The sequence below is a fragment of the Agromyces sp. GXQ0307 genome (assembly GCF_044769845.1).
GTDB lineage: Bacteria > Actinomycetota > Actinomycetes > Actinomycetales > Microbacteriaceae > Agromyces.
On record NZ_JBIZVY010000002.1, the window covers coordinates 126,205 to 140,052 of the forward strand.

Genomic DNA, 13,848 nt, shown 5'->3' on the forward strand with positions numbered 1-13,848 from the left:
GAGGTGTGGATGCCGCGGGCGGTGCCCGCTCACGGTTCCGGGCCGGCAGCGTGTGTGGGGCACTGCCGGCCCGGGGCCTGTGGGAGTCGGTGCGGCCGCACGTCGAGTGTGCGCGCGGCCGCACCGCGGGGGAAGGACTAGCCGTTGAGGATGTCCTCGATCTGCTGGTCGGCCTCCTCGGCGAGCTGGGCGACGTCGCCGCCCTGCGCGATGTTGACGAAGAGGTCCTGCAGGATACCCGCCGCCTCGACGTCGGCCCACTTCGGCGAGGCCGGGGTGAGCTTGGCGTTGCCGGCCGCGGCGGAGATCGCCTGGGCGACCTCGTCGGTGCCGACCGTGTCGCCGAGCGAGAGCTTCGCCGGGACGAGGCCGTTCTCGCCGTAGATCGTCTGGAACTCGTCCGAGAGGATGATCTTCAGCGCGTCGAGCGCGAGCTCCGGGTGCTGGGTGTTGGCCGAGATGCCGATGTTCGAACCGCCGGCGAAGACCTGCGCGGCATCGCCGTCAGCGCCCGGGAGCGCGTAGACGCCGAGGTTCTCCTCCTGGTCGGGGCAGCCGGGGGTCTCGGCGTCCTCGGGGGCGAGGATCGACCACTTCACCCAGGCCGGCGCCGCGAGCTGGAGCGACGTGCCGTCGCAGAAGCCCACCTGCGGGTTCGACTCGTTGGCGTCCTTCGGAGCCTTCGACGCCTCGGTCATGACCTTCTGGACCATCTCGAGGCCCTCGATCGACTCGGCGGAGCTGAGCTGGGCGTCCCACTCCTCGCCGTCCGGGACGGCGACCTCGCCGCCGGCCTCCCAGATGTAGGGCAGCGCGGCGTACCAGTTCTGGCCGGGCCACCAGACACCCGACTTGCCGGGGTTGTCGTTCGCGAGCTGGATCGCCTGGTCGACGTACTGGTCGAGCGTGGTCGGGACCTCGAGGCCCGACGCGGCCAACGCGTCCTTCTTGTAGAACACGAGCGACGAGCCTGAGTACAGCGGTGCCGCGTAGAACTTCTCGTCGTACGAACCCACCTCGACGAAGCCGGGGAGCAGGTCGTCGCCGCCGAGCTCGTCGTAGTGGTCGGTGAGGTCCATGAACGCACCCGCCGAGGTGAAGGCCGGCGCCTGCGTGTTGCCGACCTCGACGACATCGGGGCTGTCCGAGCCGGAGAGGCTCGTGGTCAGGCGGTCGACGAGGCCGTCCCACGACTGCTCCTCGATGACGAGCGTGGAGCCGGGGTGCTGCTCCTCGAAGGTCTCGACGAGCAGCTCGCGCGCGGCGTCGGGGGTGTCGGTGCCGACGAGCCAGACGCGGATCTCCGCGCCCTCCTCGGAGGCCGCGTCGCCTCCGGTGGTGGCGCACCCGGCGAGGGTCAGCGCAGCCGCGGCGCCGAGCGCCACGATGCCGAGGTTCCTCATTGCGTGGTTTCCTTTCGTAGGGGGAAGGTGGGAGCGGGGGTGCTGCCACCCGTGGTGCAGGGGGTGGGGCCTAGGAGACCCCGAGTTGGCCGGAGAGGACCATGACGGCCGCCCCGCGCAGGACGATGTCCTGCCCGTGTGCGGTCATCCGGAGCCTCAGTTCCCGGTGGTGTTCCGTCATCGTCCGGTTCCGGACCGTCTCGACGGCCGCCTCGAGCAGCGGTCCGTCAAGCAGTTCCGCCGGTCCGCTGAGCACGACCTCCGAGAGGTTCAGCGCACCGACGACGGGGGCGAGCACGATGCCGAGGCGTCGGCCTGCCTCCCGCAGGGTCTCTTCGCGAGCGGATGCCGCGGCATCCGCGTCGCCGAGTCGTTCGAGTTCCGCGGTGAGCCGCGGCACCGCGAGCCACGCCTCGAGGCAGCCCTGCTTGCCGCACGCGCATCGCGGGCCGCCGTCGGTGCCGACGACGACGTGGCCGATCTCGCCCGCTGCGCTGCCGGCCCCGAGCACGGGGCGACCGCCGACGATGAGGCCGGCGCCGACGCCGTGGCCGACCTTGACGAGGAGGAGGTCGCCGGGGGCGCCGGCATGTTCGGCGAGCACGGCGACGTTCGCGTCGTTCGCGACGTGCACGGGCAGGTGGAACGCGGCCTGGAGTCGCTCCTGGAGCGGGAGGTCGGTCCAGCCGAGGTTCGGGGCGGAGTGCACGACGCCGTTCGGCTCCACGACGCCGGGCGAGCCGACGCCGATGCCGAGCACCGGCGCGGTCGTGAGGGCGAGCAGCCCGTCGAGGAGCTCGGTGACGAGTTCGACGGCGCGTTCGCCGGTCGCGCCGTCGAGTGCCACTTCGGCCCGGGCGACGGCCGTGCCGTCGAGGTCGAGGACGGCGCCGCGGAAGCGCATGTGCTCCGAGAGGTCGAGTGCGACGACGTGGTGACCGGTGCGGTCGATGTCGATGAGCGTCGCGGGCTTGCCCGGACGCGCGTCTTCGCGGTGGCCGAGCTCGACGACGAGGCCCTCGCCGATGAGCTCGGCGACCAGGTCGGAGACGGTGACGCGCGTGAGGCCGGTCTCGCGCGCGACATCCGCACGGCTCTGCGCGCCCAGGCTGTAGAGCGTCTGCAGCACCAGCGATCGGTTGTGGCTGCGGGCGTGTTCGGGGAGCACCTTGCCGGAGGTGCGCAGGGCGCGGCCCGCGAAGAGCGCCGCGCCGTTGGCCGCGGGCATCGCGGTCGCCGTCGCACGGTCCCCGTTGCCCACGAGGCCTGCGGGCGCCTGCCCGGGTGCTGCGTCCGTTGCTGTCACGTTTGTTAGTACACCTTACGAACAAACCCGAGCGCAACCCCTTCGACAGAATTCGTTCATCTTCTTTACAAACCCGTGACCTTGCTCCGCCGACGCTCCCGGCGTCGTCCCGCCCGATGGCAGGGGTGAGGGGGGCGGCGATCAGCGAGCGGATGCCGCGGCGCGCTGCCGCTCGGAGGCGTCAGCCGCCACGCGCGCATCGCGCCGGCCGCCGATCGCGCGGAGCGCCGCGAGGATCGTGATGAGGTCCACGACCTCCTGCAGCAGCGCGCCGACGGTCGCAGGGATGACGCCGAAGGCCGCGACGAGCATGAGCCCGATGCTCACGACGATGCCGATCCAGATGCTCTGCAGCGCGATGCGCACGGTGTCGTGGCCGATCTCGACGGCCTTCGCGGTGCGCGAGATGTCGTCGACCAGGATGACCGCACTGGCGGACTCGCTCGCGGCCGTCGCGCCGCGCGCGCCCATGGCGATGCCGACGTCGGCCGCGGCGAGCACGGGCGCGTCGTTGACGCCGTCGCCGACCATGATGACGGGGCGTTCGACGATGCCGGCGACCTCGGCGACCTTGTCCGCGGGCAGGCACTCGGCGTGCACCCGCTCGATGCCGAGCTCGGCCGCGATGTGGTCGGCGGTCGCCTGCGCGTCGCCCGTCAGCATCATCGTGTGGTGCACGCCCAGCTCGTCGAGCCGCGAGAGCGTGTCCACCGCGTTGCCGCGCAGCCGGTCGCGCGCCAGCAGCGCGCCGGCGTAGGCGCCGTCGACCGCGACGTAGACCGCGAGCTCCCCCGGCGCGATCTCGGTGCGCCGGGCGCCGGGCGCGCGCTCGGCGACGAACGCGAACTTCCCGACGACGACCTCGCGGGCGCCGATGCGCGCGACGACGCCGTTGGTCGCGGCCTCGCGGGCGGCCGCCGCCTCCTGCAGCCGAATGCCCCGCGCCGTGGCCGCGTCGATCATCGACTCGGCGAGCACGTGCGACGAGTACTGCTCGGCCGATGCGACGAGCCCGAGCAACTCGTCGGCGCCGAAGCCGGCCTCGGGGCGCACGGCCACCAGTTCGGGCGAGCCGTGCGTGAGGGTGCCGGTCTTGTCGAACACCGCGGTGCGGGCGCGAGCGAGCTGCTCGAGCACGCCGCCGCCCTTCACGATCACGCCGTTCCGCGCCGCGCGACTCATGCCGCCGATGAACGCGACCGGCGCGGCGATGAGCAGCGGACACGGCGTCGCGAGCACGAGCACCTCGGCGAAGCGCACGGGGTCGCCCGAGATCCACCAGGCGAATCCGGCGAGCAGCAGCGAGAAGACCGTGAACGGCACCGCGTAGCGGTCGGCGAGCCGAACGACCGGCGCCTTGCTCGCGGCGGCCTCGGCGACGAGTGCGACGATCTGCTGGTACTGGCTGTCGGCGGCGCGCGCGGTCGCCGTGATCTCGATCGCGGCGAGGCCGTTCACCGAGCCGCTGAGCAGCGCGTCGCCAGCGTGCTTCTCGACGGGCACGCTCTCGCCCGTGATCGAGGATTCGTCGACGGACGCCTCGGCCGAGCGCAGCTCGCCGTCGACCGGAACGATCTCGCTCGGCCGGACGAGCAGCAGGTCGCCCGGCTCGACCTCGTCGACCGGAACGTCGACGAAACGGTCGTCGACGACGCGATGCGCGTGCTGCGGCGCACGCGTCAGCAACGCGTCGAGCTCGCGCTTCGCCCGTCGGCTCGCGTAGTCCTCGAGCGCCTCGCCGCCGGTGAGCATGAGCACCACGATGAGCGCCGCCACGTACTCCCCCACGACGACGGTCGCGACGATCGCCGTGACCGCGAGGATGTCGAGCCCCCAGTGCCCCCGCAGGATGTCGCGCACCATGCCGACGGCCTGCCAGGCTGCCACGGCGAGCGCGTACCCGCTGAAGATCCAGGCCACGAGCCATCCCTGCCCGGCGACCGCGAGCACGATGCCGGCGAGCCCGATCGCGAGCGTGAGCGCGACGACGGGATAGCGACGGACGAGACGGATGCCACGGGCCATGTCCCCATCCTCGCCCGCATCCACGGTCCGTGCGGTGACCAACGGCACCCCTGGCGCGGTCCGAGCCGCTTCCGGTCGCGGCCGAGGGCCGTTTCTGCGGTGGAGACCACGATCACCACGCACTCGAGCGCAGAGATCGCACTCGATCGGGGGCGAGCGGGCGAGCGCGAACGACGAAGGGCCGGATGCCACGTGGCATCCGGCCCTTCGAACGAGCGCGCGAGGCGGCTCAGGCGCCCAGGCGCGCCTTGAGGTTCGCGTCGATCGTGTTGAGGAACTGCTCCGTGGTCTGGAACTCCTGCTCGGGACCGACGAGGAGCGCGAGGTCCTTCGTCATCGCGCCCGACTCGACCGTCTTCACGACGACGTCCTCGAGCGTGTGCGAGAAGTCGATGAGCTCCTGGTTGCCGTCGAGCTTGCCGCGGTGCGCGAGTCCGCGCGTCCAGGCGAAGATCGAGGCGATCGGGTTCGTCGAGGTCGGCTTGCCCTGCTGGTGCTGGCGGTAGTGGCGCGTGACCGTGCCGTGCGCCGCCTCGGCCTCGACGATGCTGCCGTCGGGCGTGGTGAGCACCGAGGTCATGAGGCCGAGCGAGCCGAAGCCCTGCGCGACGGTGTCGGACTGGACGTCGCCGTCGTAGTTCTTGCAGGCCCAGACGTAGCCGCCCTCCCACTTGAGCGACGCCGCGACCATATCGTCGATGAGGCGGTGCTCGTAGGTGATGCCCGCGGCCTCGAACTTCTCCTTGAACTCGGTGTCGAACACCTCCTGGAAGATGTCCTTGAAGCGGCCGTCGTAGGCCTTCAGGATCGTGTTCTTCGTCGAGAGGTAGACCGGGTAGTTGCGGTCGAGGCCGTAGTTCAGCGACGCGCGGGCGAAGTCGCGGATCGACGCGTCGAGGTTGTACATGCCCATGGCGATGCCCGAGCCGGGCGCCTGGAAGACCTCGAACTGCTGCGGCTCGCCGCCGTCCTGCGGGGTGAACGTCATGGTGAGCGTGCCGGGGCCCTCGAACTTGAAGTCGGTGGCGCGGTACTGGTCGCCGAACGCGTGGCGGCCGACGATGATCGGCTTGTTCCAGCCCGGGACGAGCCGCGGGATGTTCGAGATGATGATCGGCTCGCGGAAGATCACACCGCCGAGGATGTTGCGGATGGTGCCGTTCGGCGAGCGCCACATCTTCTTCAGGCCGAACTCCTCGACGCGCGCCTCGTCGGGCGTGATCGTCGCGCACTTGACGCCGACGCCGTGCTGCTTGATCGCGTTCGCCGCGTCGACCGTGATCTGGTCGTCGGTCTCGTCGCGCTTCTGGATGGAGAGGTCGTAGTACTCGAGGTTGACGTCGAGGTACGGGTGGATGAGCTGGTCCTTGATGGCCTGCCAGATGATGCGGGTCATCTCGTCGCCGTCGAGCTCGACGACGGTACCTTCGACCTTGATCTTCGACAAGGGGCGGTCTCCTTGGGATCTCGTGGGATTGCTTGGGAAGCGAGGAAGTCTCGGGGGTGTCCGACACGCCGTCGACCAGCTTACCGCCTCGCCGGAATATCTCGACATCGAGAGATCGACCCGCCGCGACACCGGGCGCTCCGCCGTCGCATCCGGATGCATGGGGTTACCCGCGCGTCACGTCATCCGGTTAGGCTGCGATGCATGGCTGATCTGCGACTCGAAGAACTGAACGCGACGAACATCGTCGCCGCGAACACCCTGTCGCTGAAGCCGGGCCAGGAGCAGTTCATCGCCCCGGTCACCTACGCCGCCGAATCCTCCGTCGTGAACCCCGCGACGGCGTGGCAGCGCGTCGCGCTCAGCGACGACCGCGTCGTCGGCTTCATCCACGGCAACTTCGACCCCGAGAACGAGCACGAGGAGTTCCGGGCCTGCATCTGGCGCATCAACGTCGACGCCGAGGCGCAGGGCAAGGGCGTCGGCCGATTCCTCGCGCACGCGCTCGCCGAGGAGGCCAAGAGCCGCGGGTTCGACCGCATCACGGTGCTCTGGGAGCCGGGCGAGGGCGGCCCCGGCGAGTTCTTCCACCGCATCGGCTTCCGCGATGTCGGCGAGACCCAGTACGGCGACGTGATCGGCGCCCTCGAGCTCGCCGGCTGACCCGGTCATCACCGACCCGGTCGAGGGGCGACGGATGCCGCGGCACGGCGAGGGCTTCGTCGACGCCGTGCTCGCCGTGGTGGACGACATCCCACCCGGCCGGGTCATGACGTACGGCGACGTCGCCGCGACGCTCGGCTCGCGCGGCGCGCGAGCCGTCGGGCAGGTCATGGCGCGCTGCGGCGGCGAGGTGCCGTGGTGGCGGGTCATCCGCGCCGGCGGCCGACCGCCCGCCGGGCACGCCGAGGCCGCGCGCCGGCACTACCTCGCCGAGGGCGTCCCGTTGCGGACCGTCGACGACGAGGACGGCTACCGCATCGAACTCGCGGCCTGCCGCTGGCGCGGCTGAGCGGCTCGTCAGCGGTCCGCGGGTGATCCGATCACGCCCGGCGCCACGGAGCTCGGCGGGTCCGGGGCGGCCGCGGCATCCGGCGGCTCGGCACCGGGTTCGGCGGCGACGAGGAGCCCCGTCCCCGACCCGGGGAGCGCATCCGAACCCTCGAGGTGCGCCGGCATCCGGATGGTGACGGTCGTGCCCGCGCCGGGCGGACTGTCGAGGTCGACCGATCCGCCCACCGCTTCGATGCGGTCGACGATCCCGAGCATTCCGGTGCCCCGGTCGAGCGAGGCGCCCCCGACGCCGTTGTCGCGGATCGTCAGCACGAGTTCGTCGCCCTCGACGTAGGCGCGCACCCACGCGCGCGTCGCCTTCGAGTGCTTGGCGACGTTCGCGAGCGACTCGGCGACCGCGAAGTACGCCGTCGACTCGACGAGCTCGGCGAGCCGCCCCTCGGGCTGCACCGCGATGTCGACCGGGACCGGGCAGCGCCCCGCGAGCTCGGGCAGCGCGAGCGCGAGGCCGCCCTGCGAGAGCAGGCTCGGGTGGATGCCGTGTGCGAGCTCGCGGAGCTCCTTGAGGCCCTGGTTCAGCGTGCCGATCGACTGCTCGAGCTCGGCGGCGACCGCGTCGTCGCCCGAGGCGCGTGCGGCGTTCGCCGCGATGCGGAGCTGCATGCCCACCGCGACGAGGTGCTGCTGCGCGCCGTCGTGGAGGTCGCGCTCGATCCGCCTGCGGGCCTCGTCGCCCGCCTCGACGATGCGCTGCCGCGACTGGCGGACCTGTTCGAGCGTGCGCTCGATCTCGGACCTGAGCCGACCGTTGTCGACGGAGAGCCGCAGTGCGCTCGAGACGCCGTCGAGCAGGCGCATGTTGTCGGTGAGCACCCGGTCGTGGCGGATCAGGGCGATCGGCAGCCCGCTCGGCGAGGCGACGGGGAGGATGCTGTGGCCGCGCCCCTCCTCGGCGGAGTCGATGGGACGCCCGGCGGCGTCGACGTACCGGCCGCGCTCCTCCTCCCACCAGAACACCCGTACGGAGTCGTCGCGGAGCGTGCGCGCGAGCGACTCCGCCCACAGCCCGCGGTCGGCGCCCTCGCGCGTGATGCGCATGAGATCGGCGACGCGAGCCCGCATGTTCCGTGCGTGCGAGATGCCCGCGACGAAGCACACCGGCACCGACGCCATGGCGATGAGCGAGACCGTCTCCAGCGCGAGGTTCGGCTCCACCCCCGTCGCATAGCGCACCATCTGCGCGGCGAGCGTGCTCACCCACGACAGCAGCGCGACCGGCATGAGGAACGCGACGGTGCGTGCGGGCACGCTCCCCCGCACCCATCGGAGCAGCAACCGGATGGCGATCGCGATCGCGAGCGCCACCCCGACGATGCGGTAGCCGATGTCGACGACGGCGAACACGGTCGGCGCCTCCGCGAGCCGGTACGGGTTCGGTACGCAGTCGCACGGCACGGAGTCGGGACCGGCGAGCGCGAGGACCGTGAAGAAGTTGACGACCGTCGCGACGAGCGCGGTGGTCGCGATCACCCGGTCGAAGCGATCGCCGAGCCCGCCGCGCGGGTAGACCAGCACGAGGATGCCGGCGACCACCGCCCAGCCGAGATCGATGCCGCGCAGGATCGGCCAGAGCCATCCGAGCGATTCGATGACCGGGTAGAACGCCTGCGGGATCCAGAACAGCACGAACGCGATCATCAGGCGTGCCGGCACGGGGTTCGGACCGATCGCCCACGCGACGCCCGCGCAGGCGGCGAACACGAGCGGCACCATCGCGTGCACCGTCGTCCACGACAGCTCGGGCCGGAGCCCCTCCGGCGTGGCCAGGTAGCCGGAGACCTCCATGAACAGGCTGATGGCGACGACCGTCGCGATCACGGCGGTGCGCCGCGCGATGCGCCCGCGGCGGCCTGGGGCCATCACAAGGGCATCACCTCTGGCCGAGGAGCGTCAGCACCGCGAGCACGCGGCGGTGGTGCTCGGGCGACTCCTCGAGGTCGAGCTTCTGCAGGATGCTGCGGACGTGGGTCTCCACGGTCTTGAGGCCGAGGAACAGGGTCTGCGCGATGCCGCCGTTGGAGTACCCCTGCGCCATGAGCTCGAGGACCGACCGCTCGCGCTCGGTGAGGCGTGCGAGCGGATCGTCGGCGCGCGTGCGCTGCACGAGCTGCTCGACCACCTCCGGGTCGACGACCGACCCGCCGGATGCCACGGTCTGGACCGCTCGAACGAGCGTCTGCGGCTCGGACACGCGTTCCTTCAGGAGGTAGCCGGTGCCGCTGCCCGCGCCCATCACCCGGAGGGCGTACTCGGGGGTGGCGTACATCGAGAGCAGGAGGATGCCGATCTCGCTGCCGTCCTGCCGGATGCGCTCGAGCGCGACGATGCCCTCGTCGCGGTGCGTCGGCGGCATGCGGATGTCGAGCACGGCGGCGTCGAGGTCGAGGTCGTCGATGTTCGCGAGCAACTCGTCGGCGGTGCCGACCGAGGCGACGACCTCGATGCCACCGCCCTCGAGCACCTTCGCGATCCCTTCGCGAAGCAGCAGCGCGTCGTCAGCGATGGCGACCCTCAGGGGCCGTTCCTCCGTGCGCTCAACCATCCAGGCACCTCCGATCGAAGGCGTGCGTGAGCCCCCGACGTCCATGCGCCGCCTTCTGCCGAGAATACGCGCCGCGACCCGACCACCGCGGGACCCCGTTGTGGGGACAGCCCCGTGCATCCGGGGCCGCAGCCGTGCCACGCTGGGTTCGGGTCGCGCACCCTGCTCGCCGCGCCACCCCCGAGGCGCCGGCCCGCGCCGTCCACCCGAGGAGCGTCATGGTCCGACCCGGTTCGACGCCGGCATCCGCCCCCGTCCCGTCAGCGCCAGGCGCCGCGACGTCCGATTCCTCGCCCGTCGGCCCTGATCCCACCCGAGTCGTGACGACGGGGCGGCGGGTCGAGCTCGTCGTCGTGCCGAGCGGCGAGCGTGTCGCTGACGTGCTCGCACGACGACCCGGCGCCGCCCCGTCGTTCAACCGCACCCTCCGGGTCGCCCTCGCGATGCGTGGCGGCGTGAGCCTCGCCGTGTGGATCGGCGGCACGGTCGCCGAGCTCGACCTCCTGCGTCGCATCCGCCTCTACGACCTCGGCGACCTCACGCTCGCGATCGTGCCCGAGACGCCCGGCCGCCCCCTGACGGGCCCGGTCCGCGTTCGCCTGCAGGCGTACGCGGAGATGCTGGATGCCGCGGGCTACGACCGCGTGGAGTTCGACCTGCTCGCGGGAGCGAGTGCCGGCGGCCTGAACGCGGTCGTGTACGCGGTCGCCCAGCGCGCCGGCACCGGGCTCGACCGGCTGCTCCGCACCTGGGGGTCGGTCGGCGGCTTCTGGGGGCTGCTGCACCCGCCCGGCGCGCGTCGGATCCTCGCGCTCATGCAGGGCGAGAAGTACTTCCGCTCCGAGACTGACAAGGCGCTGGTCGAGATCTACGACACCGACGACCGCCATCCCGACCTCGTCGCGGAGTACACCGCGGTCGATCTCTCCGCGACCGTGATCGACGCGAACGACGAGTACGAGGAGGACGCGAACGAGGGACGCGGGCACTTCCGGTTCGTCGGCGACGACGCCCACCGGCTGGACAACCGCATCCCCGCCCGGCATCGCGAGCTGGAGACGGCGGCCCGGCCGGTCGACCCGGCCGTGCGCGAGGACGACCTCACGAACCTGTCGCGGCTCGCACTGGCGGCCCGCTCGACCTCCTCCCTTCCCGGCGGGTTCGAGCCGGCAGCGATCGACTCCTTCCGGGGCGACGCCGGGACGGGCGACGAGGCCGGCATCGACGGCGGACCCGGCATGCGGTTCGCGTTCGCGGGTCATCGCGCCGAGGCCTCGACGCCGTACCGCGTCGTCGACGGCGCGGTGTTCGACAACGTGCCCATCGAGCGGGCGCTTCGGGCGGCCCGCTCGCGCGTGTCCGACCGTCGCGCCGACCGGGCGATGATCTTCCTCGACCCCGAACCCGATCCGCCGCTCGGGGGCCGCGTCGACTGGGACCCGAACGCCTCGCGGTTCTTCCGCGCGATCAAGGCGATGTTCGACAAGCAGCTGCGTCGGGAATCGGTGGCCCGCGAGGTCGCGGAGCTCGAGCGCTTCAACACCGACCAGCAGGTCGCGAGGGCGCGATTCGAGGGTGCGGCACCGCTCGTCGCCAGCGCCCTCGCCGACCCCGGCGGCGTGGTCGCCAGGCGGCCGGCCTACCTCAGGGCGCTGGCGGTCGATCTCGCGGACCACCTGGCCGAGACGATCGCGGCGCCGAGCCTCTGGCAGCTCCACTCCTCGCTCGAGCACCGGCGTCGCTACCGGCCGATCCCCCTCGTCAGGCTGACGGCGATGGCGGATGTCGCGACGGAACGGGTCTCAACGATGCCTCCCGCGCACCGCGACGCGTTCGCGCGCTCGCCGCTGGCGCTGGCGGATGCCGCGAACTGCGTGCTCGGCTGGACGAGGGCCTTGGAAGCCCTTCCCGCCGAGCCGGGGGCGCGGCACGGGTTCGCCTTCGGCGAGGTGCGGGAGGCCGCCTACACCGCCCTCACGGCCGCGCTCGCGTGGCGCGACCGGGTGACGGTCCGCGTGCTCGAGGAGACGGCCGACTTCGCCGAGCGCGGCGCCGACCCCACCGCCGACGACCTGCGCGGATGGATCGACCTCTGGCTCGCGGAGAGCCGCCGCTTCCGCGAGCCCGACGCGTGGGACGGCCTCGACCGCGCCGTCGCGCGGCTGCGGATCGCGACGGTGAACGTCGAGCGGGAGATCGCCGCGGGGAGCCGGGAGCTCGAGCCGCGGTGGGCCGGGTCGCCGTGGCGACCGCTCGCGGAGGGCCCGATGCTGTCGGCCGTCGACCTCCCGCCGCTGTACCACTCGGCGGGCATCCCGCCGGCGCTCTCCAGCGTGCGCTACTGGGCGATCGGCGTGGACGAGCCGCCGGCCGACCCGCAGCAGTACCTGGCGCTCGTGCAGGACCGGTGGTACTCGATGCTCGGCCGCGTCCTGCGGACCCCGGGCCTGACGCCCCGCGAGGCGGCAGCCGCCGTCGAGGCGGCCTCGGCGGAGGTCGCCCTCGACCGGGGTTCGAAGCTCGCCGGGTACGGCGTCGGCAACTTCCTCGGCTTCCTCGCCCGCGAGTGGCGGGTCAACGACTGGTGGTGGGGCAGGCTCGACGGCGCCGCCGGCATCGCGAGGTTCCTCACCTCCCTGGCCCCCGATGCGGTGCAGACGGCGCGCGCCGTCCGGGTCCTCCAGGACGCGGTCCTGGCCGAGGCTGACGAGCCAGAGGTCGTCGCTCGCGCCCTGTCGCCGTTGGAATCCGTGCCCGGTCCCGCGCCGGCGGCAACGTCGGCGTCGGCGTCTTCGGCGTCCGCGTCGCCGTCGGCGTCGGCGTCGGCGTCGGCGTCATCCGCATCGCTCGAGGAGGCGGGCACCGCACGGCGGGCGCGCATGCGCGCGGGCACGGACACGATCTTCAACCTCGACCCCTCGTACCGCTTCGCGATCGCGTCGCGCACCGTCCGCCTGTTCGACCGCGTCGTGGTCCAACCCGTCCGGAGAGGCACCCGGTGGCTCGCCCTGGCCGTCCTCGTCCTGCTGCGACCGCTCCTCGTTCCCGTCCCGACCCTGTTCGACCCGCCGCGACTGGCCCTGGTCTCGGGATTCGTCGCCGCCGTCGCCTGGCTGCTGACGTGGGACGACGTCGAGTTCGACTCGATCTGGTGGCTCGGGGTCGCCCTCGTGTCGGGCCTCGTCGCGGTCGCCGTGATCGCGGGATCCGTCGGCTCGCGCCTGCGCCACTGGTCGGCGGTCGCCGAGGCGCTGGGCGGCGAGCTCGGGTCGGCGGCAGGGCAGGCGCGCACGCGCGCGCGTCGCCCCGCCTGGTTCATGGCGAGCGTCGCGATCGCGAGCGTCTTCCCGTTCATGATCGCGATCATCGGCAGCAACTTCCTGCTGATGCTGCTCTGCCTCGGCGTCACGATCGTGCTCACGGCGATCGCCGTGCGGGCGGCGACGGCCGCCTCGCGCGCCCCGATCCCGGGACGCGAGGCGCGGACGATCGGGATGATCTCGGTCTTCGCCCTGCTCGGCGGCGTCCTGCCCATCGCCCAGCTGCTGACCGAGTACCTCACTCGCGGACGCACGCCGGCGGCGCTCGAGGTGCCGCGCGACCTGAACTGGGTGGCCCTCGCCGTGGGGGCGGCCGCGGTCACGATCGCGCTCACCTGGGACTGGCTCCGGATCGGGTACCGTCCGATCCTCGACGAGGACGGCACCCCGGTGGCCGCCGGCGAGCGTCGACCGATCGACCGGATCAACCTCGTCAACTGGTGCACGGTCACGATCGCCTCGGTGCTCGCGGCGCTGGGCGCCTACGCGCTCGCGAAGCTCGTCACGGTCGGCATCGCACCGCTGCTCGCCGACACGGTCGCCGCGACGGCGTTCATCGTGGTGTGGGCGAACGTCGTGTGGTGGATGCCCGACGGCGTCCGACGGCTCCCCCGCACCGATGACCGGGTGGAGCGCGCGCCGCTCGCCTGATCCCGATCTCCGCCGCGCGTTCAGTGGTGACCCCGATCCGATCGGGGTGACCGCCCCGATCCGGCGTGCGGCGTCGCCCA

The 13,848-nt window shown here is 72.3% G+C and carries 9 protein-coding genes; 3 read left to right on the forward strand and 6 right to left on the reverse strand.

All coding sequences use genetic code 11. The features are described from left to right. Window positions 1–137 precede the first annotated feature (137 nt). The 4 genes from ACIQH8_RS05950 to ACIQH8_RS05965 form a co-directional block, all read right to left on the reverse strand. On the reverse strand, window positions 138–1,403 hold the full coding sequence (locus tag ACIQH8_RS05950) for an extracellular solute-binding protein (protein WP_400996009.1): 1,266 nt from the start codon (window positions 1,401–1,403) through the stop codon (window positions 138–140). 70 nt (window positions 1,404–1,473) lie between these two features. After that, window positions 1,474–2,631, reverse strand: coding sequence for an ROK family transcriptional regulator (locus ACIQH8_RS05955; RefSeq protein ID WP_400997850.1), 1,158 nt, complete (start codon window positions 2,629–2,631; stop codon window positions 1,474–1,476). Between the two features lie 219 nt (window positions 2,632–2,850). After that, window positions 2,851–4,734 (reverse strand): heavy metal translocating P-type ATPase, encoded by a 1,884-nt coding sequence (locus ACIQH8_RS05960; protein ID WP_400996012.1) that lies wholly within the window; start codon window positions 4,732–4,734, stop codon window positions 2,851–2,853. 229 nt (window positions 4,735–4,963) lie between these two features. Next, on the reverse strand, window positions 4,964–6,181 hold the full coding sequence (locus tag ACIQH8_RS05965) for an NADP-dependent isocitrate dehydrogenase (RefSeq protein ID WP_400996014.1): 1,218 nt from the start codon (window positions 6,179–6,181) through the stop codon (window positions 4,964–4,966). 204 nt (window positions 6,182–6,385) lie between these two features. Here ACIQH8_RS05965 and ACIQH8_RS05970 point away from each other — a divergent pair, with 204 nt between their 5' ends. Next, entirely contained in the window at window positions 6,386–6,844 is a 459-nt protein-coding gene (locus ACIQH8_RS05970) for a GNAT family N-acetyltransferase (RefSeq protein ID WP_400996017.1), read from the forward strand. 34 nt (window positions 6,845–6,878) lie between these two features. After that, entirely contained in the window at window positions 6,879–7,193 is a 315-nt protein-coding gene (locus tag ACIQH8_RS05975; RefSeq protein WP_400996019.1) for an MGMT family protein, read from the forward strand. Window positions 7,194–7,201: 8 nt separating this feature from the next. Here ACIQH8_RS05975 and ACIQH8_RS05980 read toward each other — a convergent pair whose 3' ends face one another. Together ACIQH8_RS05980 and ACIQH8_RS05985 are read right to left on the reverse strand one after the other, a co-directional pair. Then, the gene (locus ACIQH8_RS05980) at window positions 7,202–9,115 is read right to left on the reverse strand and encodes a sensor histidine kinase (RefSeq protein WP_400996021.1); all 1,914 of its coding nucleotides are present in this window, start codon (window positions 9,113–9,115) and stop codon (window positions 7,202–7,204) included. A gap of 10 nt (window positions 9,116–9,125) precedes the next feature. Beyond that, on the reverse strand, window positions 9,126–9,797 hold the full coding sequence (locus ACIQH8_RS05985; RefSeq protein WP_400996024.1) for a response regulator: 672 nt from the start codon (window positions 9,795–9,797) through the stop codon (window positions 9,126–9,128). Window positions 9,798–10,015: 218 nt separating this feature from the next. Here ACIQH8_RS05985 and ACIQH8_RS05990 point away from each other — a divergent pair, with 218 nt between their 5' ends. Beyond that, entirely contained in the window at window positions 10,016–13,768 is a 3,753-nt protein-coding gene (locus tag ACIQH8_RS05990) for a DUF3376 domain-containing protein (protein WP_400996027.1), read from the forward strand. The last annotated feature ends 80 nt before the right edge of the window (window positions 13,769–13,848 follow it).

Bases quoted from the DNA above. Each gene is read 5' to 3' on its own strand.
- ACIQH8_RS05950 (WP_400996009.1), bottom strand. From the start codon at position 1,403: ATGAGGAACCTCGGCATCGTGGCGCTCGGCGCCGCGGCTGCGCTGACC.
- ACIQH8_RS05955 (WP_400997850.1), bottom strand. From the start codon at position 2,631: ATGCCCGCGGCCAACGGCGCGGCGCTCTTCGCGGGCCGCGCCCTGCGC.
- ACIQH8_RS05960 (WP_400996012.1), bottom strand. From the start codon at position 4,734: ATGGCCCGTGGCATCCGTCTCGTCCGTCGCTATCCCGTCGTCGCGCTC.
- ACIQH8_RS05970 (WP_400996017.1), top strand. From the start codon at position 6,386: ATGGCTGATCTGCGACTCGAAGAACTGAACGCGACGAACATCGTCGCC.
- ACIQH8_RS05975 (WP_400996019.1), top strand. From the start codon at position 6,879: ATGCCGCGGCACGGCGAGGGCTTCGTCGACGCCGTGCTCGCCGTGGTG.
- ACIQH8_RS05980 (WP_400996021.1), bottom strand. From the start codon at position 9,115: ATGGCCCCAGGCCGCCGCGGGCGCATCGCGCGGCGCACCGCCGTGATC.
- ACIQH8_RS05985 (WP_400996024.1), bottom strand. From the start codon at position 9,797: ATGGTTGAGCGCACGGAGGAACGGCCCCTGAGGGTCGCCATCGCTGAC.
- ACIQH8_RS05990 (WP_400996027.1), top strand. From the start codon at position 10,016: ATGGTCCGACCCGGTTCGACGCCGGCATCCGCCCCCGTCCCGTCAGCG.